The sequence below is a fragment of the Pseudomonadota bacterium genome (assembly GCA_013285445.1).
Lineage (GTDB): Bacteria > Pseudomonadota > Gammaproteobacteria > Xanthomonadales > Wenzhouxiangellaceae > Wenzhouxiangella.
In genome coordinates this window covers 2,445,032-2,470,027 of sequence record CP053448.1, presented here as the reverse complement: position 1 = coordinate 2,470,027, position 24,996 = coordinate 2,445,032, and the positions used below count along the sequence as shown (strand labels likewise).

Annotated in this window: 14 protein-coding genes; 5 read left to right on the top strand and 9 right to left on the bottom strand. The window is 64.7% G+C overall.

Annotated elements, in window-relative coordinates; all coding sequences use genetic code 11:
* Positions 1-75 precede the first annotated feature (75 nt).
* Positions 76-879, top strand: a complete 804-nt coding sequence (locus HND55_11075; protein ID QKK03141.1) for an NYN domain-containing protein — start codon at positions 76-78, stop codon at positions 877-879.
* Between the two features lie 258 nt (positions 880-1,137).
* Here HND55_11075 and HND55_11070 read toward each other — a convergent pair whose 3' ends face one another.
* The 4 genes from HND55_11070 to HND55_11055 form a co-directional block, all read right to left on the bottom strand.
* Positions 1,138-1,974, bottom strand: coding sequence for a mechanosensitive ion channel (locus HND55_11070; protein QKK03140.1), 837 nt, complete (start codon positions 1,972-1,974; stop codon positions 1,138-1,140).
* Between the two features lie 411 nt (positions 1,975-2,385).
* Positions 2,386-3,156 (bottom strand): SDR family NAD(P)-dependent oxidoreductase, encoded by a 771-nt coding sequence (locus HND55_11065; GenBank protein QKK03139.1) that lies wholly within the window; start codon positions 3,154-3,156, stop codon positions 2,386-2,388.
* A 173-nt stretch (positions 3,157-3,329) separates the two neighbouring features.
* Positions 3,330-4,223 (bottom strand): hydroxymethylglutaryl-CoA lyase, encoded by an 894-nt coding sequence (locus HND55_11060; GenBank protein QKK03138.1) that lies wholly within the window; start codon positions 4,221-4,223, stop codon positions 3,330-3,332.
* 4 nt (positions 4,224-4,227) lie between these two features.
* A complete protein-coding gene (locus HND55_11055) occupies positions 4,228-5,397 on the bottom strand; it encodes an acetyl-CoA C-acyltransferase (GenBank protein ID QKK03137.1) in 1,170 nt (389 codons plus the stop codon).
* A 211-nt stretch (positions 5,398-5,608) separates the two neighbouring features.
* Between HND55_11055 and HND55_11050 the strand changes: the two genes are divergently transcribed.
* The gene (locus HND55_11050) at positions 5,609-9,823 is read left to right on the top strand and encodes a PKD domain-containing protein (protein QKK03136.1); all 4,215 of its coding nucleotides are present in this window, start codon (positions 5,609-5,611) and stop codon (positions 9,821-9,823) included.
* Between the two features lie 222 nt (positions 9,824-10,045).
* On the opposite strand, the gene HND55_11045 is transcribed toward HND55_11050, so the two are convergent.
* The 5 genes from HND55_11045 to HND55_11025 all read right to left on the bottom strand — a co-directional run bounded on the left by HND55_11045 (position 10,046) and on the right by HND55_11025 (position 19,666).
* Positions 10,046-11,863 carry an SLC13 family permease gene (locus HND55_11045; GenBank protein ID QKK03135.1) on the bottom strand — a complete coding sequence of 606 codons (1,818 nt, stop codon included), beginning with the start codon at positions 11,861-11,863 and terminating at the stop codon, positions 10,046-10,048.
* A gap of 494 nt (positions 11,864-12,357) precedes the next feature.
* On the bottom strand, positions 12,358-13,506 hold the full coding sequence (locus HND55_11040) for an isovaleryl-CoA dehydrogenase (protein QKK03134.1): 1,149 nt from the start codon (positions 13,504-13,506) through the stop codon (positions 12,358-12,360).
* A gap of 151 nt (positions 13,507-13,657) precedes the next feature.
* Positions 13,658-14,761 carry a Glu/Leu/Phe/Val dehydrogenase gene (locus tag HND55_11035; protein QKK03133.1) on the bottom strand — a complete coding sequence of 368 codons (1,104 nt, stop codon included), beginning with the start codon at positions 14,759-14,761 and terminating at the stop codon, positions 13,658-13,660.
* Between the two features lie 227 nt (positions 14,762-14,988).
* Complete coding sequence (locus tag HND55_11030; protein ID QKK03132.1) at positions 14,989-17,985, bottom strand: protein kinase; 2,997 nt, start codon at positions 17,983-17,985, stop codon at positions 14,989-14,991.
* On the bottom strand, positions 17,975-19,666 hold the full coding sequence (locus HND55_11025; protein ID QKK03131.1) for a sigma 54-interacting transcriptional regulator: 1,692 nt from the start codon (positions 19,664-19,666) through the stop codon (positions 17,975-17,977). Before HND55_11025 ends, HND55_11030 begins: the two co-directional genes overlap by 11 nt.
* A 212-nt stretch (positions 19,667-19,878) precedes the next feature.
* On the opposite strand from HND55_11025, the gene HND55_11020 reads away from it, so the two are divergent.
* From HND55_11020 to HND55_11010, 3 genes are read left to right on the top strand one after another with little or no spacing between them, the layout of a single operon-like run.
* The gene (locus tag HND55_11020) at positions 19,879-20,190 is read left to right on the top strand and encodes a hypothetical protein (GenBank protein QKK03130.1); all 312 of its coding nucleotides are present in this window, start codon (positions 19,879-19,881) and stop codon (positions 20,188-20,190) included.
* A gap of 1 nt (position 20,191) precedes the next feature.
* Entirely contained in the window at positions 20,192-21,502 is a 1,311-nt protein-coding gene (locus tag HND55_11015) for a hypothetical protein (protein ID QKK03129.1), read from the top strand.
* Positions 21,499-24,948 carry a hypothetical protein gene (locus tag HND55_11010; GenBank protein QKK03128.1) on the top strand — a complete coding sequence of 1,150 codons (3,450 nt, stop codon included), beginning with the start codon at positions 21,499-21,501 and terminating at the stop codon, positions 24,946-24,948. Before HND55_11015 ends, HND55_11010 begins: the two co-directional genes overlap by 4 nt.
* Positions 24,949-24,996 lie beyond the last annotated feature (48 nt).

Below are 24,996 nucleotides of genomic sequence, written 5' to 3'. Positions count from 1 at the left end.
GATCGCGAACGTAGTACCCTGTCGAATCGGTAATGCCACTGGCCCGAAGTTTTCTCGTACAAGGTGGATACGATCATGACAACCTCTCCGACTCGAAACCTCGCCCTGTTTTGTGATTTCGAGAATATCGCCCTCGGCGTGCGAGATGCCAGGTATGACGCCTTTGACATCCAGAAGGTGCTGGAGCGGCTGCTGCTCAAAGGCAATATCGTGGTCAAGAAAGCCTACTGTGACTGGGGCCGTTACCGGGAGTTCAAGACCGCCATGCACGAGGCGGCGTTCGAGATGATCGATATCCCGCACGTGCGGCAATCCGGCAAGAATTCTGCCGATATTCGCATGGTCGTCGATGCACTCGACCTGTGCTATACCAAGGCGCATGTCGATACCTTTGTGGTGATCAGCGGCGATTCGGATTTCTCGCCGCTGGTCTCGAAGCTGCGCGAGAACAACAAGATGGTGATCGGTGTTGGAGTCAAGAGCTCCACATCGGATCTGTTGATGGCCAACTGTGATGAGTTCATCTTCTACGACGACCTGGTCCGAAGCAAGCCGAAGCAGACAGGAAAGAAAAAGACGTCCCGGAAAAAGAAAAAGACCACCGGCAAGCCGGTCGACAGCAAGAAGCAGGAGGCCTTCGAGCTCGTGCTTGAGACTGCCGAGGCGCTGTTCGCTGATCGTGACGCCGAGGAAAAGGTGTGGGGCTCAATGGTCAAGCAGGCCTTGAAGCGGCGCAAGCCGGGATTCAGCGAGTCCTACCACGGTTTTCGCAATTTCTCGGAACTGCTGCTGGAAGCCGAGAAGCAGGGCCTGCTCGATCTCAAGCCGGACGAAAAGTCCGGTGGCTACATCATCCAGGCGATCAAGGCCGAGGATTGACAGGCGGTTCTCGTCTGCTATGGGCGCCGTAGGTCGGGGCCGCGTCCCCGACGGACGACGGTGAAGGTCTGTGCACACATGAGCTGCATGTGAACAGGTTCTCTACGTCGTCCGTCGGGGATGCGACCCCGACCTACAACGTGTACAGTCCGTCGGGGATGCGACCCCGACCTACAACGTGTAAAGTCCGTCGGGGATGCGACCCCGACCCGTGCGGATTTCGGTCCGATCTCGGGTGGATGGGGCGTCGCCACACTCTCAATCCGTTGCGCCCGAACCCTCGTTGATGTGGTGCACGGTGCGCTGGGGGAACGGGATGGAGCAGCCGGCCGCTTCCAGTTCGGTCTTGATCCGCTCGAGCAGCTCGCCCCGCACGCCCCAGTAGTCCTCGGACCTGACCCAGGGACGCACGGCGAAATTGACGCTCGAGTCGGCCAGGTCCATGACCAGGATGGCCGGTTCTGGGTCAGCCAGTACTTTCTCGTGACCGGTGATCACTTTCCAGATGGTGTCGCGGGCGAGTTTGAGATCGTCGCCGTAGTCGACGCCGATGAGCAGGTCGACGCGCCGCGTGTCGTAGGCGGAATAGTTGGTGATCGGGCTGGAAGTGATCTGGCTGTTGGGGACAATGACGCTGCGATTGTCGGGCGTAATGAGCTCGGAGTTGAACAGCCCAACGCGCTCGACCGTTCCGGATACCCCGCCGGCTTCCACGAAGTGACCCTTGGTAAAGGGCCGAAAACCGACCAGCATCACGCCCGCCGCAAAGTTCGACAGACTGCTCTGCAGGGCCAGGCCGACAGCCAGCGCGGCACCACCGAGAACGGCGATCAGTGGCGTGATGGCGATGCCGAGGTAGCTGATGGCGGCAAGCACGACGCACAACAGCAGAAAGGTGTAGACAATAGTGCCGACGAAAGACACCAGCATGGCGTCCATCTCGCGCTTCGTCAGCTGCTTGCCGATGATCGAAACGATGAGTTTTGATACCCAGCGCCCGATGATAAAAATCAGGACTGCGCCGATGACCTTCCATGCGATGGCCAGAATCTGCGCCGTTTCGAGGCTGGCGAACCACTGCTGCAAGCTTTCCATGCGGGTCTCCCTTCCTGTCGTTCGGGTTATTAGGGGATCATGATGCGCCGCACAGGCTGCGTCAAGGTTGGTCGATGGCTGCGTAGGTCGGGGCCGCGTCCCCGACCTACGCGGGCCTCGATCGCCGTCGTCCGTCGGGGATGCGACCCCGACCTACGCGGGCCTCGATCGCCGTCGTCCGTCGGGGATGCGACCCCGACCTACGCGGGCCTCGATCGCCGTCGTCCGTCGGGGATGCGACCCCGACCTACGCAGGCCTCGATCGCCGTCGTCCGTCGGGGATGCGACCCCGACCTACGCGGGCCTCGATCGCCGTCGTCCGTCGGGGATGCGACCCCGACCTACGCAGGCCTCGATCGCCGTCGTCCGTCGGGGATGCGACCCCGGCGTGCTCGGGCCTCGACCGCCGGGTTACTTGGGCTCCAGCCGCACGGCGCCGTCGAGCCGCAGGGTGGTGCCGTTGAAGTAGGCGTTTTCGACGATGTGTGCCGCCAGGCGCGCGAATTCCTCCGGCTTGCCCAGGCGTTTGGGAAAAGGAATGGCATCGGCCAGCGCCTGGCGCACGTGTTCCGGCATGACGTCGGCCATCGGCGTGTGAAAGACACCTGGCGCGATGGTCATGACGCGAATGCCAAAGCGAGTCAGCTCGCGGGCGATCGGCAGGGTCATGGCCACAATGCCGCCCTTGGAGGCCGAGTAGGCAGCCTGGCCGATCTGGCCCTCATAGGCGGCCACGGACGCGGTGTTGATAATCACGCCGCGTTCACCGTCGTCGTTGGGTTCATTGTGCTGCATCAGATTGGCTGCAGCCTTGGCTACATTGAAACTGCCGATCAGATTGACCCTGACGGCTCCCGAGAACGTCTCCAGCGGCATTGGTGCCTCGCGACCGAGAACGCGACCGGCGCCCAGAATGCCGGCGCAGTTGACCGCGACGTTGATTTCGCCCAGCCAGTCCTCTGCCTCGGACAGCACCTGCTCGACCTGTGATTCGCTGGTGACGTCGGTCCTGAAGAACTTCGCATTGCCTTCGCCGAGGCCGGATACGGCCTCACCGGCCTTGTCATCGTTGACGTCGAGCAGGGCGACCTTGCCGCCAAGCGAAACGAAGTGCTCGGCGACGGCAAGACCCAGCCCCGATACACCACCGGTAATGACGGCCTTGATGTTGTTGGTGTTCATGTCAGTTCTCCTTCGTTTGGATTCAGAAACACGTGATCGCCGTGCGGGGGGAGCGGTTCTTGCGTCGCCCGTCGCGGACGCGGCCGCGACCTACGCGGGCAATCAGAGAACGAGTGGCACCGTAGGTCGGGGTCGCATCCCCGACGGACGACATTTCGGACGCCTCCGCTCGGTCAACTCCGTTTCAGGATCGCCTGGCCCGTGCGAGACCTTGGCCGGTCGAGTTCGCCGGCGATCCAGTCGCCTACGCGGGCGAGTTGCATGAGGTCAATGCCGGTTTCCATTCCCAGACCCTGGAGCATGTAGACGACGTCTTCGGTGGCGACGTTGCCGGTCGCGCCGCGGGCATACGGGCAGCCGCCCAGGCCGGCGACGGAGGAGTCGACCACGCGCACGCCCGCCTCCAGGCAGGTGTGGATATTGGCCAGGGCCTGGCCGTAGGTGTCGTGGAAGTGCACGGCCAGCTGGCCCATCGGCACGGATTGCGCCACCGTCTCGAGCATGGCTCGCGCCTTGGCCGGCGTGCCTACGCCGATGGTATCGCCGAGCGAGATTTCGGCGCAGCCGGCTTCGAACAGCGCCTCGGCCACGCGCACCACGTCGGAGACCGGGACCTTGCCCTGGTAGGGGCACCCGAGCACGGTCGAGACATAGCCGCGCACCCGCACGCCGTCTTCTCTGGCCCGGGCCAGTACCGGGTCAAAGCGCTGCAGCGATTCGGCGATGGAGCAGTTGATGTTCTTCCGGTTGAAGGCCTCGGAGGCGGCCGTGAACACGGCGATTTCTTCAGCGCCCACCTTGCGGGCACGCTCGTAGCCCTTCTCGTTGGGTACCAGCACCGGATAGCGGACACCGTCCTTTCGCTCGATCCGCCCGAACACTACCTCAGCATCGGCCAGCTGCGGAATCACCGGTGCTGCCACGAAGCTGGTTGCCTCGACGACCGGCAAGCCGGTATCGGCCAGTCGCTCGATCAGCTCGATCTTGACCTGGGTCGGAATCGTGTAGGGCTCGTTCTGCAGTCCGTCGCGCGGCCCGACCTCGACGATGGTGACGCTCTCGGACATCGGTTCAGACGAGCTCGACCGCGATCGCCGTGGCCTCGCCGCCGCCAATGCACAGGCTGGCAACGCCACGTCGACCGCCGCGATGCTTCAGCGCGTGGATCAGCGTGACCAGGATGCGTGCGCCGCTGGCGCCAATCGGATGACCCAGCGCGCAGGCGCCGCCGTTGACGTTGACCTTCTCGTGCGGCAGGTTCAGCTCCTTCATCGCCGCCATGGTGACGGCCGCGAATGCTTCATTGATCTCGAACAGGTCGACATCGGCAGCCTGCCAGCCGGCCTTGTCGAGCACGCTGGAAATGGCGCCGACCGGGGCGGTCGTAAACCATTCGGGTTCCTGCGAGTGGGTGGCGTGAGCCACGATCCGCGCCAGAGGCACTCTGCCGCGGGACTCGGCTTCGCCTGAACGCATCAGCATCAGCGCGGCGGCGCCGTCGGAAATCTTTGACGAGCTGGCGGCAGTGATCGTGCCATCGCGGTCGAAGGCCGGGCGCAGCTGCGGCAGCTTGTCGGTATTGCAGCGCGGGGGTTCTTCATCGCTGCTGATTTCACGCTCGACCTTGCGCGTCGCCACCGTCACGGGAGTGATTTCGCCGGCAAAGGCGCCACCGTCCATCGCGGCCATCGCGCGCTCGATCGAGACGCGGGCGAATGCATCCTGCTCGTCCCGGGTAAAGCCGTAGCGCGCCACGCATTTCTCGCCGAACTGGCCCATCATCTGGCCGTCGTAGGGATTCTGCAGGCCGTCGAAGAACATATGATCGAGGAATTTGGCGTGGCCCATGCGCAACCCGCGTTCGGACATGTAGGGCGCGTTGGTCATCGACTCCATGCCGCCGGCAATGACAATGTTCGCCGAGCCGGCCAGCAGGGCATCGTGTCCCTGCATGACGGCCTTCATGCCCGAGCCGCAGACCTTGTTGATGGTGGTGCAGCCGGTTGACACGGGCAGGCCTGCGCCCAGCGCGGCCTGGCGGGCCGGGGCTTGGCCAACGCCGGCCGGGAGCACGCAGCCCATCAGGACTTCTGAAACGTCTTCAGCTTCAACCCCCGCGTCCGTCACGGCGGCCCGTATGGCGGCCGCGCCGAGCTGAGGTGACTTGACCGGGGCGAACTGACCCTGAAAGGAGCCGATGGCGGTCCGTCGGGCGGCAATGATGACAATGGAATCGGTCATGGATCAAATCCGTGGGTTGGGAAATCGAGCCAGCTATTATCGCAGGTTGGGCCGGCCGGTTGCGAGGACAAGCCGGAGCCGGCAGTCATCGAGGCAAACGCGCTGACGGCAAGATTCACCGCCCGAGCGGTCTGGTCTTGCCGGGTGTCAGCGGCTAGGATTGGTTCGAATGCTCAAGGGGCAACGCGCTGTACGAGGGAGAACCGGCCCCGTGAACAAGATTTGGATTGCTGCGCTGTCTGGCGTGCTGGCCCTGTCGCTGTGGCGCGCCGGCGTGGCGCAAGTGCCGCCGGTCGAGCCCGGGTTTCCGACCGACCATGCCTGTACGCCGGGCCAGCTTCTGTACCGGCAGGTCGGGCTGGGGCGGGTGGCCAACATCGTCTACCACAATGGCGTCATCCTGAGCAGCAATGTCGGCGGCGGATCGCCGCGCTGGTGGCGCTTCACCGACGTGGACGACCCGACCTCGCTGGCCGTCTACGACGAGTCCAGCGCCAGCGTGCCGACCGACCACGGAACCCACGCCCACACCAAGCTGGGGGACTATGTCTGCGGAGCCTGGGGTTGCCGGGTGCGTCGCGATGGCCCCGGGAACCTGGCCAACGAGCTGATGTCGCCATCGGCACCGGGCGAAATCACGGCTGGTTTCACGCCTCAGAACCAGCCTGGCCCGGCGGGCGGGGAACTGCACCGGCTCTATTATCCATGGGCCATGCCGTTCAACTGGATCCAGTACGGCGAGAACCCCGGGCAGGGCCGCCTCTGGCGTGGTGACGAGCTGCTGGCCGAGTGGGAGCCGCTGGCCGATCACGGCGTGGCCGGCAACGCCATCCTGATCGGCAACTATCTGTTCATGGTCTCCGATGCCTCGATGCTGGGGGTGGTCGCCTACGACATCGGCCCGGTATTCGACTCGCCGCCGGGACCGCCGCAGTTTCTCGACAAACTCTCGGGCACTTTTGGTGCCTACATCGGCACGGTCTGGGAAAACTACCTGCTGCTCGCCGGCGGCAACCCGCGCAATCTGTTCTACGTGGTCGACTACGCCGATCCGACCAACCTGGAGCTGGTGGCCACCATGAACCTCGACGGCAACCCGGCGCTCGATGCCGGCACCAACGTGCCCTACGTGCAGGTTCAGGACGAGTTCGCATTCACGCGCCGGCACAAGATCAACATGGAGACGCTGACTCCGGTGCTCGAGCTCGACGAGGTCGGCGACAATCGCCCTCCGGGCAGCGTGAGCGGCCCGCTCGACGTCAGTCAGTACGCCAAGCCCCTGGGCAATCTGCTGGTCACGGGGGCCTACAGCTTCGCCGGGCGGGACGGGGTCGGCGTGTGGTGTCACCAGGCGGCTCCGGACACGCGCGGGCCCTATGTCGGTTATCACGTTCCGCGCCCGGGGCAGACCCATTATCCCCTGGGCGCGCCGGTCAGCCTGGTGATCGCCGAGACGCTCGAGTCGTTCACCATCATCAACGGCGAGACAATCATCCTGCGGCCGGTCGGCGGTGCGCAGGTGGATGCCTGGGTGTCGTTTTCGCACGACAGCATTCTGACCCTGACGCCGTATGCCTACCTGGAGCCCGATACCACCTACGAGGTCGTGCTGACCGAAGACGGCATCAAGGACGCGGCCGGCAACGGCATGTCGGCCTATTCGTTTACCTTTTCGACCGGCAGCAGCGTCGGCGGCGGCAACCAGGCCCCCGCGATCGACAGCTTGAACGTCTCGCCGTCGCCGATCGAGCCGGGTCAGAGCGTCACCATCGATGCGGTCGCCAGCGATGCCGATAGTGATCCGCTGGAATACCGCTTCGGCTTCGGAGACGGCACGCCGACGACCGCCTGGTCTTCTTCGACCAGCGTCGCCCATACGTATCAGGAAGCCGGCCATTTCGAGGCCAAGGTGCAGGTGCGCGATCTGCGCCCCGACGGCTCGGTTTCAGTGGTGACCGAGACGCGCACGGTCACCGTGGCGCCGCTGCCCGCCGGACCGCTGCCGACGCATTCATCGACCCTGGCCGTGGACGAGAGCCGACGGGTGGTCTGGGTCGCCAACCCCGATCACGCGACGGTGGCCCGGATGGACGCCGACAGCGGTGAGCGCCTGGCCGAAATCAACCTGGCCGACGGTGCCGAGCCCGCCGAGGTGGTGCCCTGGAACGTGGCGGTCGCCGCCGATGGCGAGGTCTGGGTCACGCTTCGCGATGCCGATGCGATCGTCGTTCTCGATGCCAATGGCAGCGTGCTCGAGCGCATCGAGCTCGATTACGGCAGCGCCCCCCACGGTGTCGCCCTCTCACCCGATGACAGCAGCGTGTTCGTGGCCACGCATGCCGGCGGAACGTCCGATCCGGGCAACGGCCAACTGTTGCGTTACGAGCGGGCCAGCCGCAACCTGACCGGCCAGCTCGAGCTCGGCCCCACGGCCGGGGCGCTCGCGGTCAGCGGCGACGGATCGCGGGTCTACGTGGCCCGCTTCCTGTCCGGAACTCATTACGGCGAGATCTGGCAGGTGGATGCCGCCGCCATGAGCCTGGAACGGACGCTGCCCCTGTGGCGCGATCGCGGCCGCGGCGGTCTGAGCGGGGGCGGGTCGCTCGGCCCCGGGGTGCCGAACTACATCGCCGGGCTGACGATCGATCCGCACGGGGACTGGCTTTGGTACACGGGCATCAAGACCGATACCAACCGCGGCGAGTTTTTCGATCAGGACACCGGCCTGAATCTGCCGCTGGCGCACGATTCGACCGTGCGTCCGATGCTGGGGCGCGTCGAGCTGGCCCCGGATTCGGGACCACCGGCGGAGCCGGGCGTGTCGGGTTTCTCCAACGGCCGCATCGACGCCGACAACGCCGATTCTCCCTCGGCACTGGTGTTCAGCCCGCGCGGCGACTATGTCTTTGGCGCCATGCAGGGCAATGACTTCGTGATGATTTTCGACGACCTCGCCATCCAGGCCGGCGGCGGCCGGTCGTCCCGGGCGCGCCTGGGCAGCGGTTCGGCGCCGCGAGGCCTGGCCTTCGATTCCGTGGCCGAAACGCTTTGGGTGCAGAACTTCCTCAGTCGCGATGTCTCGCGCATCGACGTGAGCGCCTTCCTGGCCGACGGCAGTCGTCAGTTCCCGTCGGATCGCCACGCCACGGCAGCCAGCGAAACGCTGCCAGCCGATGTGCGCGCCGGCAAGGCGGTCTTCTTCTTCGCCGGCAATCATCCCGAGGGCGACAACGAGATGAGCTTCGAGGGCTATATGTCCTGCGCCAGCTGCCACATCGACGGTCGCCACGACGGTCGGGTGTGGGACTTCACCCAGCGCGGGGAGGGACTTCGCAACACCACCGACCTGCGCGGGCGCGCGGGCACCGGGCAGGGCAACGTGCACTGGACCGGCAATTTCGACGAAATCCAGGATTTCGTTCTGGATATCGTCAACGAGTTCGACGGCAATGGCTTCCTGCCCGACGGCCAGTCGCCCCATCCCTCGCTGGGCACCCCCAACGGCGGGCGCAGCGCGGCGCTCGACGAGCTGGCCGCCTACGTGACTTCGCTGCGCTACCAGTCGCTGCCGCGCAGCCCTTATCGTCAGGCCAACGGTCAACTGACGGCGCAGGCACAGGCCGGGCGGGATGTATTCGATTCGCTTGCATGCAGCAGCTGCCATGATCCCGTCGCCGGCTTCACCGACAGCTCCCTGGGCGCGGTCACGCTGCATGACGTTGGCACTTTGAGGACCTCGTCGGGTATGCGCCTGGGTCAGCCGCTGACCGGCATCGACACGCCGACCCTGCTGGGGGTGTGGAACGGGGCGCCGTATTTTCATGACGGCTCGGCGCCGACGCTTGAGGACGTTTTCATGATTGCCGGCGGCACCACCTACCAGGCCGAGGACGCCTCGCTTGCCGCAGGCGCGAGCATTCCCGACTGGATCGACATCAACTGGGACAGCTCCTCGCACGGCGCGCTGGTGGCGTTTGGCAGCGACGGAGCGAGCGCGACCTTCAACTCGGTCGATGGCGGCAGCGGGGGAATCGGCGCAATCGAGCTGCGTCACCTGCCAGGCAGCGGCGGCACCTGGCGGCTGCGAGTCAACGGATCAACGGTCGCGGAGCAGTCGTTTGTGCAGCAGGCCACGCACTTTGAGTGGCAGCCGCTCAGGTTCGAGGATGTGCCCCTCGATCCCGGGGCGTCCAACACGGTGGTGGTCGAGCGAGTGAGCGCCTCAAGCTGGCAATCGCTGGCTCTCGACGAGATCGTTGTCTCGACCCCTGACGATCTTGTATTGGCTCAGCCCCATCGGGCCGTGCAGTCGCTCGATGCCGGCGACCGCGCCGACCTGCTGGCCTGGTTGCGCCAGCTCGACGGGCGCAACGAGCAGGGTGAAATCGTCGATCCCGACCTGATTTTTCGGGATGCGTTTCGCTAGAAGCCCGGGAGAGCCCCGGGGTGGGGCGTGGCGGGTTGGGGGCTGGGTTTCAGGTTACAGGTTTCAGGAAAACAATGCCAAGACGGGTTCGGTGTTCGGTGTTCCGGCGGCGCGTCGGATGGTTGCGGGGCGGCTTCGCCGCGATAACGGACCATGAACCACGGACCACGGACCACGGACCACGGACCACGGACCACGGACCACGGCATGCGCCCGGGTCCCTTACATCCACATCTGGTAGATGGTCGCGCTGGTAACGACCATCAGCACCAGGTTCAGCGGTGCGCCGACCTTGGCGAAATCCGTGAACCGGTACAGGCCGGTGCCGTAGATCATGGTGTTGGTCTGGTAGCCGACCGGTGACAGGAAGCTGGTCGAGGCGGCGAACATCACGGTCAGAACGACCGGAAAGACCGGCAGGCCAAGCTGCTCGGCGATGCTGATGCCGACCGGCACCAGGATCACCACCGAGGCGTTGTTGCTCACCATCTCGGTCAGCACTGTGGTGAGCAGGTACAGCGCCATGAGCACCAGCAGGGGGTGCCAGTCGCTGGCGCCACCGGCGATGCCCGTGGCCAGCCACTCGGCCGCGCCCGACTTGGTCATGGCGATACCCAGCGGAATCACGCCGGCGAGCAGGAAGATGACGTTCCATGAAACGCCGGAATAGAGATCCTCGCGCGCCAGGCAGCCGCAGAAGAACATGGCGACCACGCCGATCAGCGCGGTCAGGACGATCGGCAGCGGCGTAAGTGCCGCGGCCAGAACGACACCGGCGACGACCAGTCCGGCCGACCACATGCGCCGGACGTCGAATTCGTCCTCGAAGCTGTCGAGCACGACCACGTCGGGATGGCGGCGCAGGCGGTCCAGTGCGGTGGATGAAAGCTGGACCAGCACGATCTCGCCGACCATCAGCGGCTCGTCGGCCAGGCGCCGGGACTGGACCGTCTCGACTTCCGGGCCGACCAGGCGGGCCTGGTAGCGGCGCCAGAAATCGACTTGCGCTGCCGGCGTGTCCTTGAACACGCGATCATTGCGCAGCAGTAGTCGCGCCAGATGGCCGTCGGCGCGCACGCGTCGCGACTGCCCGAACTCTGATAGCACTTCGACCTCCCCGGACTTGATCAGATCGGCCACCTGGCGGCGGTTCCCGCGCAGCTGCAGGATATCGCCGACCTTCAGGCGCGTGGTCGCGGCCCGCTTGATATGTGATTGGTCGCCGCGCACCAGGCGGACGGCTTCGGTGCCGGTCTGCTCGTCGAAGTCCGCCTCGCTGATGCTCTTGCCGAGCAGCGAGCTGCCGGACTGGATCTGTACTTCGAAGACGAACTTTTCTTCTTCACTGTCGTGGACCTGGACGAGATCCCGGGCTGGCATGAGCCAGCGGCCGACGAGCAGGAAATAGATCAGCCCGGTGGCGAGCACGACCAGGCCCAGATGGGTGAACTCGAACAGGCCGATCTCGCGGCCGAAGGCTTCCGAGTCGGCCAGCAGCGAGGAGGCGAGCAGGTTGGTCGAGGTCCCGATCAGCGTCAGCGTGCCGCCCATCATGGCCAGGAAACTCAGCGGCAGCAGCAGGCGGGCGGCTTGCGAGTTCGAGCGCTTGGCCATGTCGAGCACCAGCGGGATGGCCACCGCGACCGCCGCGGTGTTGTTGATCAGGCCCGAGACCGGGCCGACGAGCAGAGCGATGATGGTGATCTGGCGCCATTCGGGGCCATTCATCCACGGTGCCAACAGCATGCCCAGGCGGTGGATCAGCCCCGAGCGCTGCACGCCGGCCGACAGGATGAACATCGCCAGCACCGTGACGGTGGCCGGGGAGGACAGGCCGGACAGGCCCTCGCGCACGGTCGGAAACGCCGACTGCAGGTCAATACCGCGATCGAGCAGCCATTCGGAGTGAAACAGCAGCGGAATCGCGGTGACGGATACCAGGATCAGGAAGGCGGTGACGTCGAGCGGAAACTTCTCGCTGGCGAACAGATACAGCGCGATGCCGATGATGATGAAGACCAGCGCGATTTCGACGGTCATGATTCAGGTCCGCAAGCGTGACTGAGATGACAGGTTAACCGAGGATCCAGGGTGGAGGGGTCACAGTCGCCACCGGAAAAGAGTTGTGTCCGCGCAGGTCGGGGCCGTGTCCCCGACGGACGAATGAGATGACAGGTTAACCGAGGATCCAGGGTGGAGGGGTCACAGTCGCCACCGGAAAAGAGTTGTGTCCGCGCAGGTCGGGGCCGCGTCCCCGACGGACGAATGAGATGACAGGTTAACCGAGGATCCAGGGTGGAGGGGTCACAGTCGCCACCGGAAAAGAGTTGTGTCCGCGCAGGTCGGGGCCGCGTCCCCGACGGACGAATGAGATGACAGGTTAACCGAGGATCCAGGGTGGAGGGGTCACAGTCGCCACCGGAAAAGAGTTGTGTCCGCGTAGGTCGGGGCCGCGTCCCCGACGGACGACGTAGAGGATCTGATCACATATAGTCGTCCGTCGGGGATGCGACCCCGACCTACGGTGCCGTCGATCAGGTGCGTCCTGCCGCCAATTCTCTTCCAATGAGCATGCGCCGGATTTCGTTGGTGCCGGCGCCGATGTCGTAGAGTTTGGCGTCCCGGAGCAAACGGCCGGTTGGGTACTCGTTGATGTAGCCGTTGCCGCCCAGGGCCTGAATGGCCTCGAGCGCGACTTTCACGGCGCTGGTCGAGGCATGCAGGAGGCAGGCAGCGGCGTCGATGCGCGATTTGTCGCCGTGATCATAGTCGGAGGCCACCTGGTAGGCAAAGCCCCGTGAAGACTGCAGCGCGGTGTACATGTCCCCGATCTTGGCCTGCATCAGCCCGAAGTCCGACAGGGTGCGGCCGAACTGCTTGCGCTCGCGGATGTAGGGCAGCACGTTGTCCATGGCCGCCTGCATGATGCCGATGGGGCCGCCGGAGAGCACCAGGCGCTCGGAGTTCAGGCCCGACATCAGGATCTTCACGCCTTCGTTGACCTCTCCGAGCACGTTTTCGTCGGGGATCTCGCAGTTGTCGAAGACCAGCTCGCAGGTGTTGGAGCCGCGCATACCGAACTTGTCGAGCTTCTGGGCCTTGGTGAAACCGCCGAAATCCTTCTCGACCAGGAAGGCGGTCATGCACTTGCTGCCGGCGTCCCGGCCGGCGGTGCGCATGTAGACCAGCGCTACGTCGCATTCCGGTCCATTGGTGATCCACATCTTCGAGCCATTGGCGACCCAGACATCGCCCTGCTTTTCCGCCCGACAGCTCATTGAGCCGACGACGTCGGAGCCGGCGCCCGGCTCGGACATGGCCAGTGCTCCGACCCACTCTCCGGCAACGAGCCTTGGTACGTATTTCTGGCGCTGGGTCTCGCTGCCGTTGCGGCAGAGGTTGTCGAGGCACAGGTTGGAATGTGCACCGTAGGACAGACCGATCGAGCCGGAAGCGCGCGAGATCTCCTCCATCGCCACCAGGTGGGCCAGGTAGCCCATGTCCGAACCGCCGTATTGCTCGGGAACGGTGATGCCCAGCAGGCCCATCTGTCCCAGCGCCGTCCAGAGTTCCTGTGGAAACTCGTTGGACCGGTCAATTTCCTCCGCGCGCGGAGCGATCGCTTCCTCGGCGAAGCGGCGAACGCTGTCTCTGAGCAGCTCGATGTCTTGGGAAAGTTTCATATCAGGGTTTCCGGTTTACGGTTTACGGGGAGGCTTCGGTGGTTTTGGAAGCAGCTCGAAAGCCTTGGGACGCCGGCGGGGCATGCTGCCGCGACTGCGCTGATCGACGCCCGCCCGGAAACCGGAACCCGTAAACCGTCAACCGTTTTCGTCAGTGGTTTCCGCGCTCGCGGCCCGGGAAACGGTGAGCGCGTCCCATGAAGGGCAGCTTGAGCTTGCCGACCATGGCGATGCGTTCCTCGGCCATGCGATCGGCCGCCTTCCAGGTCGGAATACCGTCGCGCTCGGCGATCTGGAAGATCTTCGAGACATTGTAGTAGATCGCGCGGGTCATGCGCTTGGCGCGCTCGCGATTATAGCCCTCGAACTCGATCGACACGTTCATCAGGCCGCCAGCGTTGACGGCGTAGTCCGGTGCATAAATGATGCCGCGGCGTTCAAGCTCATCGCCGCATTCCTCGGTGGCGAGCTGATTGTTGGCGGCGCCGCAGACGATCTTGAACTTGAAGCGCGGAATCGTCTGCTCATTGACGGTTGCGCCCAGGGCGGTCGGGGAATAGACGTCTGCGTCGACGTCGTAGATTTCATCGGTGCCGACGGCCTCGCAGCCCAGATCAACGGCTGCCTGCACGGCGTCTTCATTGATGTCGGTCACAAAGACCCTGGAACCTTCGTTTCTAAGCAGTTTGACCAGTTCCATGCCGACATGGCCAACGCCCTGCACAGCGTAGCTGTAGCTGCCGATCTCCTCGTCGCCGAACTTGCGCTGAAGGCTGGCGCGAATGCCCTGCAGGGTGCCGAAGGCAGTGAATGGCGAAGGGTCGCCGGAACCGCCGTGAACCTGGTGGACACCAACGACATTGTCGGTTTCCTGGAAGACGTATTCCATGTCGTTGACGTCGATGCCGACGTCCTCGGCAGTGATGTAGCGGCCGTGCAGCGAGTCGATGAATCGGCCTACCGCCCGAAACAGCGCCTCGGACTTGTCCTTGCGCGGGTCGCCGATGATGACCGATTTGCCGCCGCCGAGGTTGAGGCCGGCGACGGACGCCTTGTAGGTCATGCCGCGCGACAGACGCAGCACATCGTCGAGCGCTTCCTGCTCGGTTGCGTAAGGCCACATGCGCATGCCACCCAGTGCCGGGCCGAGCGTGGTGTTGTGAATGGCGATGATGGCCTTGAGGCCGGCGTCCTTGTTGTGGCAGAAAATGACCTGCTCGTGCTCGGTCGTGTGGATGGTTTCAAACAAATTCATTGACAGTCCTCCAGGGCCCGCGCCGGTGCGGTCGCAGGCATGTGCGCCGATCCCCCGAAGAATCGGCGGGGTTTGACTTGTTGGTTGACACGCCCGGCAGTCGTCGTGGATCCGGGCCGCGGTCGCTCCCGCCAGCCAACTCCGGAAGGCTGGCGAGGCAGCCGCCTATTTTAGCCTGAACGGGAAGGGCGTGCCAGCTGATGTCAGGGCGCGGGCCGAGCGGGATGTCAGCCGGCTGGTTGCGCGACCGCGTACTGCGGGTTCTGGCTGGCGGCGCGGGCGGCCCAGTCGATGGCAAACCCGGTTCTGCCGAGTGCCGCGGCCAGCTCGGCGGCGGCATGCATCAGGGCCGCGTCGTCTGGCGTGTCCGTGGTCATGGTTGACGAGATCTCGTTCCAGATGCTTTCAAGCTGATCGCCGGTGCCGGTGGACTCGGTCATGACCAGGGCCAGCCTGGCTCGCGCGGCGAGGCATTCAAGCCGCATCCAGTCGATGTTGTCTCCGACCCGGCTGAGTCTTTCGGCCTCGGCCAGCATGGTCAGTCGCTGGCCGGGTGGCCGTCGAGCTGCCCGGGCGGTCAACACTTCTGCAATCAGGCAGCCGAATTCGCGCTGTTCGGCGTCGGGTCGCTCGAGCCGACGGTAGATCGACAGTGCCTCGTCGGCAGCGGCCTCCAGACCGTCGGATTGGGCGGGGGTGTTGAACGAGTAGCGGTGGCGAAGTACGCCGGCCAGGTTGATCTGTCCGCTCTCGTGGTCGGGTTCCAGTGCGAGCAGGCGCCGCAAGGCATTCTCGGCCCGGTTGAGGGCGGGGTTCGGGTTTTCTCCGGCTCGCTGCTGGAACTCGGCCAGCCCCCACCACAGCAGTGCCAGTGTGTTGTATGGCGTGGCGTAGTCGGGATAGCGCTCGATCAGCGACTCCAGGCCCGCGTCCAGCCGGTGGTGATCTGCCATTTCATGGCGCCCGCGTTTCTGCCGATCGTAGAGCAGGAATGTTTCCATGGCCATTGCGTTGTGGACCAGGCGGCGGTCATCCGGCCGGAGTTCGGCGGCACGTTGCATCCAGCGGATGGCTTCTTCGTTCGCCGCCTCGCCGCCGTCGAAGTCGCCGTTGGCGTGGCGCGATGTGGCGGTGTGGCTCCAGGCCAGCGCCAGGTTGTTGATGATGTTCACGCTGCCGGGAAAGCGCTCGTGCGCCTGCCGCAGAATTTTGCGCGCTCGCTGGAGGTAGCCGGATTCCGGCTGTCCATTGCTCATGGCCCAGCGGCCCTTGAGCTGTAGCGCGGTGCCCAGGGACAGGCGGGCCGCGTGGTTGTCGGGCGCTTGCTCGAGTGCTCGTCCCGCCAGGTCGATGGCCTCGTCGAGTAGATCCACGTAGCCCTTGCGCGCTCTGAGGTTGCGCTTGGCTGTCTGCCAGAGCCAGTAAGCCCTGGCGGCCAGCAGATCGGGGTCGTCGCGGCGGATTTCGAGCCCGATGCGACAGTGCTCGATACGATCGATGCCGCTCTCAGCCTCCGGGTCATATGCCGTGTTGAGCGGGTTGGCCTCGACGGCGGCCAGTTGGCAGCGTGCCAGGTGAACGCCGGCGCTGGAACGTGCGGTTTCGCCAAGCGAAGCCAGCGCCTGGTCGATGCGGTCGATGCGCGCAGTGGCCCGATCCTGATCGCGCATCAGATCCAGGGCCGCCTCGGCGGTCTGATGCTGGGCCAGGATCAGCAGCGTGTCCCAGTCATCGGGGGTAACCGGCTCGATTGCCGCCATCCACGTCAGGGTTTCATCAGTGTCTTCGCCCAGGCTGGCGGAGACCAGGCGCTCGGTTTCCGCAGGCAGATGACCCCGGTAGGGTGCCAGCTGCTTCAGCAGCTCGGCTTTCGCCTGCTCGTGCAGCTCGGGCAGCAGCTCCGGGTCAACCGACAGGCTGCGCTGGATTCGCTGCTCGCTGTGCTGTCGAAGCAGTGCACGGGCTGCCCGGCTGGCCACGGTACTATCACGCAGGCCCGCCTGCCAGGCGCCCCGGGCCAGTTCCAGGGCGGCCGCGTGGTTACCGAGTGCGTAGTGCAGATCGGCCATCGCTGCATGAACCTCGGCGCTTGCTTGTCGTCCGATCCGGCGCGTTTCCTCGTCCAGGTGTTGCAGCGTTTCCAGTGCCGCTTCGCGAGCCCCGGACTGGTCGTGTGGCGGACGCATCTGGTCGATGTGCCAGTCGCCTCTGACGCGCTCGGCGCTGGCGATCAGGGTGCGGGCGGTGGCAAGTTCGGTGGCGCTGCGTTGCCAGTTCCAGACCACGGCGGCCGTACTGATCGCGACCAGCAGTGCGACCGCCATGCCGGCTGTTGCCAGCATCGGGTTGCGCCTGGTCCATCGCCTGAGGCCGTAGAGCCGCCCGACGCGCCGGGCACGCAGGGCCTGGCCGTTGCGGAACGCACGCACATCGGCCAGCAGCTCGCCGGCATCGGCATAACGGTCGCTCGGGCGATACTCCAGGCAGCGCGCGACGATGCGCACCAGGCCCTCGGGCAGCTGGCGTCTCAGGCCCGAGATCGGGACGATGTCGCCGGATGCGGCCTGCAGCATCATGGCCATCGGCGTGTCGCCTTCGAACGGCAGTTTGCCGGTCAGCAGGCGATAGAGAATGACCCCCAGGGCGAAGACGTCGGCGCGAGCGTCGACGTGCTTTTCTCCGCGCGCCTGTTCCGGCGCCATGTAGCCGGGCGTGCCGACGGCGTGGCCTGTCACCGTCAGGGTGGCGTCTTCGGCCTGCCGGGCCAACCCGAAGTCCATCACCCAGGCATGCAGGCCGTGGTCGGTGCGCTCGACCAGGATGTTGGCCGGCTTGAGATCGCGGTGGGTCACCCCGACCCGGTGCGCCAGCGCCACGGCGTCGAGCACCTGCTCGAACAGGTCCAGGCGGGTGTCCTGGTCGGCGGGTTCGAGGGCCCGGTCGATGGGCTGGCCCTCGACCAGGTCCATGGCGATGTAGTGCCGGCCCAGATGCACGCCGGTCTGGTGCACGCGCAGAATGTGCGGATGCTCGAGGCCCTTCTGGGTTTCGGCCTCGCGAACCAGCCGGGCGATGGCGCCGGGCTCCTCGGCCCTGAGGTACTTGACTGCAATGTCGCAGCCCAGCGTCGGGCACCAGGCACGAACCACCTCGGCCGAGCCGCCGCTGGCCAGCGGGATGCCGGTTTCCCAGTCGAGCAGGTCTGATCGACTGTCAGTCGACATCGATATCCAGTTCCCGGATGCGCCGATACAGGGTCGAGCGGCCGACGTCGAGCTGCTTTGCCGCCCGGCTGATATTGCCGCCCTGACTGTCGATCGCCTGCCGGATGGCCAGGCGCTCCGCGCGTTCCAGCGCGGTCTTGAGGGTCGCCTCCGAGTCGAATCCGGTCTGTGCTTGCGCCAATCGGATGCGATCCTGAAGATGGTCCGAGCGCAGCGCCTCGCCGTCCTCGATGAACAGGGCACAGCGCTTCATTTCGCGTTCGAGTTCGCGCACGTTGCCGGGCCAGGGATAGGCCTGCAGGCGTTCCAGCGCAGCCCTGGAGATGCCGCCGAAGCCGATACCCCGCGACTGGCAGGCGCGCTTGAGGAAATGGGCGGCGAGATTGGCGATGTCCATGCGGCGTTCGGCCAGCGTGGGCAGCCGGAGCTGCCAGTCGGCGACGCGGTGATAGAGGTCGAGCCGGAAGCGGCCCTGTTCGACCAGCTCGTTCATGTCGTGGTTGGTCGCCGAAACGACCCGCACGTCGGCCGGACGAGGCTGACTGCCGCCGATGCGATAGACCACGCGCTCCTGCAATACCCGCAGGATGCGTGCTTGCGTGGCCGGCGCCATGTCGCCGATCTCGTCGAGAAACAGCACCCCGCCGTGCGCCTGCTCGAACTTGCCGGGGCGCTCGTCCACCCCGGTGGCCACGCCTTTCTCGATGCCGAACAGTTCGGCGTCGAGCAGGTCGGCGGGCAGGCTGGCGCAGTTGAGCGTGACCAGCGGTCGCTCCGACCCGCCGGCAGCATGCAGATAACGGGCGAACAGTTCCTTGCCGGTGCCCGAGGCGCCTTCGATGAGCACGTTGATGTCGCCGTCGGCCACGCGAGCGGCCTGCTCGTAGAGTGATTTCAGCCCGGCGTGACCGGTCGGCGGCGCCGGCGGGGAAGGGGGCGAGGGCCTGTTGCCCGCACCCGGTCTGCCGAGCGCACGGCGCCCACTCTGGGCGGTCAGCTGCACCAGGTTCAGTGCGAAGTCGGCCACCGCGTCGAAGGCGGATTGTGCCACCTTGCCCGTACTGGCCAGCTCGAGACACCAGGGGCCATCGCAGTGCCGCTGGCGGGCCTGCGGGTCGGCAGCGGCCAGTCCGGACTCGGCGATGATCGAGTCCTCGCGCGACAGGCGCCAGCGTCCGGTGATCACTTTCGGCAGACAGTCGACGATACAGGCAGCATGCGTATCGACCGGCAGGGCGCGCAGCCTGGCGATCAGCTCGGGCAGCTGGGCAATGAAGAACTGTGCCAGCCGGTCGCTGGCCAGCGTCGGAGGAACCTCGTCCAGGCGACGAACGGGCCCGGCGGCGGGGGCATCCGGCTGACCGGCGGCCACCTCGAATTCGGCGGCGTCTTCGAGCCGGAGTTCGGCACGAACGTTGCCGAACTGCAGCCGGTCACCGGGTTCGAATGATGCGGACTTCTCGATTCGGCAGTCGTTGATCCGGGTGCCGTTGGTGGAGTCGAGGTCCTCCAGAAGCCAACCCTGATTCTCGCGTTTGATTCGGGCATGTCGGCGAGACACCGAGATTTCCTCGATGACGATATCGCAGTCGCTCCCGGTGCCGATCGTGCACTCGTCTCCCTCGATGACGAAGCGGCGGGTTCCCGGCTCGAGCGTCATGCACAAGACCGCTTGCTGCATGAAGTGATTTTTCAGATTGTCCCGGTCGAAAGCATACTCCAGGCCCGCGGCTTTCGCACCCTCGCTGTCCTGCCTTCGGGAATCCTGTCTCTGCAATGGCACAGCCAGTTTCTCAGGCTGGTCTGCCAGGCCCCGAATTTACGCAATCTCCCCGCTTGGCACGGAACGTGCTTCCCAGGGCGGCCTGAGTATCCACGACGGGGAGTCCATCGATGAACAGAAACGCTGTCCGCAAGACCAGCCTGCCGGCGATCGTGCTTTTCGCTTGCCTTGCCTCACCGGTTCGGGCCGGAGAAGTCCAGTCCTTTTCCATCGACTGGTACAGCATCGATGCCGGCGGCGTCATGCATTCGTCCGGCGGTAGCTTCGAGCTGTCCGGCACGATCGGCCAGGCCGATGCCAGCCCTGCCCGCGAGATGAGCGGCGGGCAGTGGAAGCTCACCGGCGGCTTCTGGGCGTTCAGCCTCGAAGACCTGGCCGACCGCCTGTTCGGCGATCGCTTTGAACAGCAACAGGGGGGCTGACATGCCACGTGCCATCACGTCCATCATTCTCGCCGTGTTCGTGCTCCATCCGGGCGTATCCACCTTGGCCAGCACCGCCCTCACCTATCAGGGCCGGCTCGATGCCGGCGGGCAGGCCTTCGACGGCAGCGTGGACATGGTCTTCGAGCTGTTCGATGCCGAAGCCGGCGGCACGGCGGTCGGCGCGCCGATCACCATCAATGGTGTTTCCGTGCAGCAGGGCCTGTTCCAGGTCGAGCTGGATTTCGGCGAGCAGCCCTATGCGGACGGCCTGTGGTTGCAGGTGAGCGTGGACGGGCAGGTTTTGACACCGCGACAGCGGCTCGCCGCCGCACCGCTGTCCGTCCAGTCCCTGACCGATGCCACCGTGGCGGGCGCGGGCCTGGTGCTTGCCGGCACGACGCTTTCCATCGACAGTCCGTTTCGCCTGCCGCAGGGCTGCGCCGACGGCGAGATCGCCAAGCGTGCCGGGAGCGGCGAATGGGTGTGCGGCGCCCTCGAGGTGTCTGCCTATACGGGAACGCCGCCGATCGATGTGACCGAAAGCGTGATCTCCCTGATGCCTCGCGGCGTCGATGCATCCTTCATCGCCCGCGGCGCCATCCACGACTACGAGGTCGCCAACGACGCACAGATCAACCCGGCCAAGATCGACGGCACGGCAGCCACTCTCTCCGGGGACCAGGTCTTCGACGGCGGGACGCTGACCATCGATGCCGCCAACGATCGAGTCGGTGTCGGCACATCCCTGCCCGAGGCCGCGCTGGACGTGCGCGGCAACATCGCACTGGCCGGCGAAATCCGCCTGCGTTCGGCTCGCACGTACTGGGTGAATGTCGCGGGCTCGGCCTTCTTTCAGACCGATACCGTGACCGATGACGACCATCTGGGCACGAGCGAAGCCGGGGGCTATCTGTACATGGGCGGCAATCTGAGCAATCCAGGTGATACGGCCTATGGCGCCGACGCCGTCGCTTCGATCAACCTGCCCGCAGGGGCGACCGTTACGCGCATGAGCTGCGAGTACTACGACAGCACGACCGTCGAAGATCTCTCAGGCATCGCCTATTTGATGCGTCGCGCAGCCCAGAGCACATCAGGACAGGTCATGGCCTCAGTGAGCCTGTCGACATCCGGTCTTTCCGGCGGCATGTACAGCAATTTCGACGACACGATCGCTGCGCCGGCCACCATCGAGCCATCGGATCATCTGTGGTTGCGCGTTCGCATCGATACGGGCGGCTACTCGGGAGGAACCCTGCTGCGTTTCTACGGCTGCAGCGTGGAATACACGGTGGACCGCCTACCTTGAAATTGCGTCTGCAGCTCGTCCCGTTGCACGACGCATCAATGGAAGTTCTAAACACTGAGAGATCGATCATGCAATACGCGAAACGATGCCTTTTTCGTTGTGCCATTGCCCTGGCGTTGCTTGGAGGCGCGTCGCCCTTGGTGGCCACTGCCACTGCGCAACCGATTCACTCCAACCTGATTCTTAACGGCGATTTCGAGGCATCCTCCAGCTGGACATTGCTCGATGTGCCTCTCTGGGGGAGTTCTTCATTCGACTCTTCCTGCAACACGCCCAACCCCACAGGTTGCTTGAAGGCATTCGTCACGCCGATAGCATCGGGAGATCGCCAGGTTTCCAGTGCATGGCAGTGTGTGGATGTGGAGGCAAACCGGGCATATGCGATGGCGCTCGACATCCATGGCAATCTAGGCAACCCCGCTAACTCGTCGGCTCGCATGCTGCTGCTGGATGTAACCGGCAAATCCTGCCCAGAAGGTGATGCGCCGCCGACAATCGGTGACTCGTTCGCCAGTGCGTTGTTGTTCGAGCCTTTTGGCTGGGGCGCCGCTTACGGCACTGCGATAGTTCCCTCGGACGTAACCAGGATTGCAGTCGCCTTGCATTCAAAAACAGGGTCATCCAGTCAAGACGCAAACTTCTTCTTTGATAACGCCGTACTGGGTAAGCTCCGCCCCGATGTGAGTGTCCAGATGAGCGTCAGTGCGACTGAACTCGATCCACTGCAGCAGTTCACTATCGACGTGGGCTACGACTCTCAGTACAACGGGACACCGCTGGATCTTCGTATCTTTCATGGAGGCCGGATTTCCCTCGTTGACTACGAGTGCGACGCGGGGGCAATCGTCGACGCCTCACAGGGTGGTGAGCACTTCTTCAGGTGGTTCAACATTCCGGAGGATCCGCAGCCGCACGCGCGCAACTGCACCATCACCGCACGCACCGATTCCGGTTTTGCTGGCGTGATCAGTCTGCATGCTGTTGGAGATTGTGCCGATTGTGATACTGACCTCAACCCCGGCAACAACGAGGTATCCATTCCCGTGGAGATCCTGGAAGCGCCGGATATGTCGGTTTCGGTGGCTGCATCCGAGTTGCCGGAAAGTGGTGAAGAATTCAACGTGTTCCTCGATGTCGAGAATCTTGGAACCAGTAGCGAGCCACTTCTCACCATGGTATCGGTAGAGATCAGCGAACCAATGTTGCTTCATTCAGTAACGGGTGGCCATTGTTCGTTGACGGAAACGATGCCTGGCCTGGTTGAGGGGGTAGTGTGGGTGAGTCATACCACTCCGAGTGAGTGCCAGATCGCTTTCGGCATTCCGCAGGACCAAGTGGGAACTGCCATTGATGTCGCGGCCTTCAGCGTGACCGCCCGAGACTACAATTCCAGCAACGATACCGCAGTAGCAAGTGCCAGGGTCGTCAATCTTACGGTCAACCGAAGCATCGATGGCTGGGATGGATTGCCCGGCGACGGCAGGTGTGAAAGCTCCTCCGGCAGCGATGACTGCTCCCTTCGCGCCGCGGTGATGGAAGCGAACGCCCTGGCTGCGGCGACCGGTCGGACGTTCACTGTCAAGGTCCCGTATTCGCCGATCTCCTACACGCTTACCCGGACGAGCGGCGACGACGCTGAGCTTTACGGAAGCATCAAGATCAGCCGCGGCATGAACCTGGTCGGTCTTCCCGGTGATAACGGGGAGCTGCCTGTGGTGCTTGCATCATTTGCCAGTGCCGATGCCGACCGTTTGATGCGCATTGGCAATCCCGCGAGCTTCGTTCGCATAGAGAACATGCATTTGCTTGGCCAGAACCTGGTGCCGACCGATACCGACGGCCTCGGCACCGACGGCGGTTTGCTCCTGCATCAATCCGGTGTGCTGCACCTCGAGAATGTGGCGCTGAGCAACGGCGCGACCGACGGACGGGGCGGCGCCATTTACAGCGCCAGCGACGATACCAACGGCGACCTGGTGCTCGAGGGTGTGCGGGTTCACGACAACACGGCCGGGCAGGGCGGGGCCGTCGCCTTCGTGCCCGAAAGTGGGCTGACGACGCTGAAGCTGGAAGGAAGCGAAGTGTTCGGCAATCAGGCGCAGACCGGGGGCGGCATCTTCGCGGCCGGTGTTCATGCCACTGCATTGCCCGCGCTGAGCATCCGACAGTCCAGCCTGTATGACAATCATGCCCTGGGCGGGGGCGGTGCGGCCTGGCTCAACAACGTGTTGCTGGCCAGTATCGGCAACAGCACGATTTCCGGTAACGTGGCCGAAATCTCGGGCGGCGGCATCGGCCTGGTGCAGCAGACGGCGCTGGCGATCAACAACAGCACCATTGCATTCAACCAGGCCCGCCCGGGTGATTCGAACGACGGTCTGGGCGGTGGGCTCTACCTCGACAGCAATGCATCGGCAACCCTGTATAACAGCATCGTCAGCTCCAATACGGCGCAGGAATCCTGCAGCCAGCCGCAGCCGCCCCTACCCGCGATTTGTGTACCCAAGTCGGCCAATTGTCATGGGTCTGTGGATTCGGCGGGTTACAACGCGATGGCGGGTGATTCCGAGTGTGGCTTTGCCCCGGAGGCCAGCGACGACAATACGAATGTCCAGCTGGCCACTCTCACCGACAATGGAGGGCCGACGCCGACCCATGCGCCGGCTTCGTTCAACTGGATCGTGGACGCCGGTGACCCGGCCTGTCTGGATCGGCCGGGTGGTGAGCCCTTGCTGATCGATCAGCGGGGTGCTGTCAGGCCGGCTGATGGCGATGAGGATACAAGCGCGCAATGCGATCGCGGTGCCTACGAGCTGTCGGACAATGCTCGCATTACCGTGTCCGTTGACGATGCCGCACTCGGTCGGGTTCAGTCCAGTCCCGGCGGCATCTGGTGCGGTGCGGGCACCAACGACACTTGTTCTGCCTTGTTCACTCTGGACGCGGAGGTCGTGCTTACCGCTACGGTCGCATCCGGGTCGGGTGGCGAGTTCATCGGCTGGGAGGGTGCCTGTGCCGGCCAGGGGGCAGTCTGCACCCTGAACGCGGCGGGCGATGTCGACGCGACGGCGCTTTTCGTGCTGGCCGACCAACCCGATTTCCTGCTTGGCTGTGGCGGCGGGAACGACGTCGAGGTTCCGGAAGGCGGCACGGCCCAGGTCAATTGCAGCGTTGAGTCGGTCAATGGCTACAGCCAACCCGTGTCCCTGCTGTGCTTCGAGAGCGCGGCATCGATCGAATGCCAGCTTTCAGCGGCGAGCGTAACCCCGCCGGCCGGCGGCGTTCAGGGCTTTACGGTCAGTATCGATGCCGGCCAGACTCCACCAGGAGACTACCTGCTGTTGATCGAGGGCAACGACGGGGAGCGGGTCCGGCAGGCCGGGCTCGGGATGACTGTCGTTCAACCCGCTTCCGACGGCCTGTTCTCGGATCGGTTCGAGCAATAGTTGCGCGCAATCGCCTGTTGGCGGCGCATTGCCTTCAGGCCGAAACTC

Coding starts and splice junctions, on each gene's coding strand:
- HND55_11060 (QKK03138.1), bottom strand. CDS start 4,223: ATGTCCGAGAGCGTCACCATCGTCGAGGTCGGGCCGCGCGACGGACTG.
- HND55_11025 (QKK03131.1), bottom strand. CDS start 19,666: ATGCAGCAAGCGGTCTTGTGCATGACGCTCGAGCCGGGAACCCGCCGC.
- HND55_11015 (QKK03129.1), top strand. CDS start 20,192: ATGCCACGTGCCATCACGTCCATCATTCTCGCCGTGTTCGTGCTCCAT.
- HND55_11075 (QKK03141.1), top strand. CDS start 76: ATGACAACCTCTCCGACTCGAAACCTCGCCCTGTTTTGTGATTTCGAG.
- HND55_11020 (QKK03130.1), top strand. CDS start 19,879: ATGAACAGAAACGCTGTCCGCAAGACCAGCCTGCCGGCGATCGTGCTT.
- HND55_11040 (QKK03134.1), bottom strand. CDS start 13,506: ATGAAACTTTCCCAAGACATCGAGCTGCTCAGAGACAGCGTTCGCCGC.
- HND55_11070 (QKK03140.1), bottom strand. CDS start 1,974: ATGGAAAGCTTGCAGCAGTGGTTCGCCAGCCTCGAAACGGCGCAGATT.
- HND55_11055 (QKK03137.1), bottom strand. CDS start 5,397: ATGACCGATTCCATTGTCATCATTGCCGCCCGACGGACCGCCATCGGC.
- HND55_11035 (QKK03133.1), bottom strand. CDS start 14,761: ATGAATTTGTTTGAAACCATCCACACGACCGAGCACGAGCAGGTCATT.
- HND55_11045 (QKK03135.1), bottom strand. CDS start 11,863: ATGACCGTCGAAATCGCGCTGGTCTTCATCATCATCGGCATCGCGCTG.
- HND55_11065 (QKK03139.1), bottom strand. CDS start 3,156: ATGAACACCAACAACATCAAGGCCGTCATTACCGGTGGTGTATCGGGG.
- HND55_11030 (QKK03132.1), bottom strand. CDS start 17,985: ATGTCGACTGACAGTCGATCAGACCTGCTCGACTGGGAAACCGGCATC.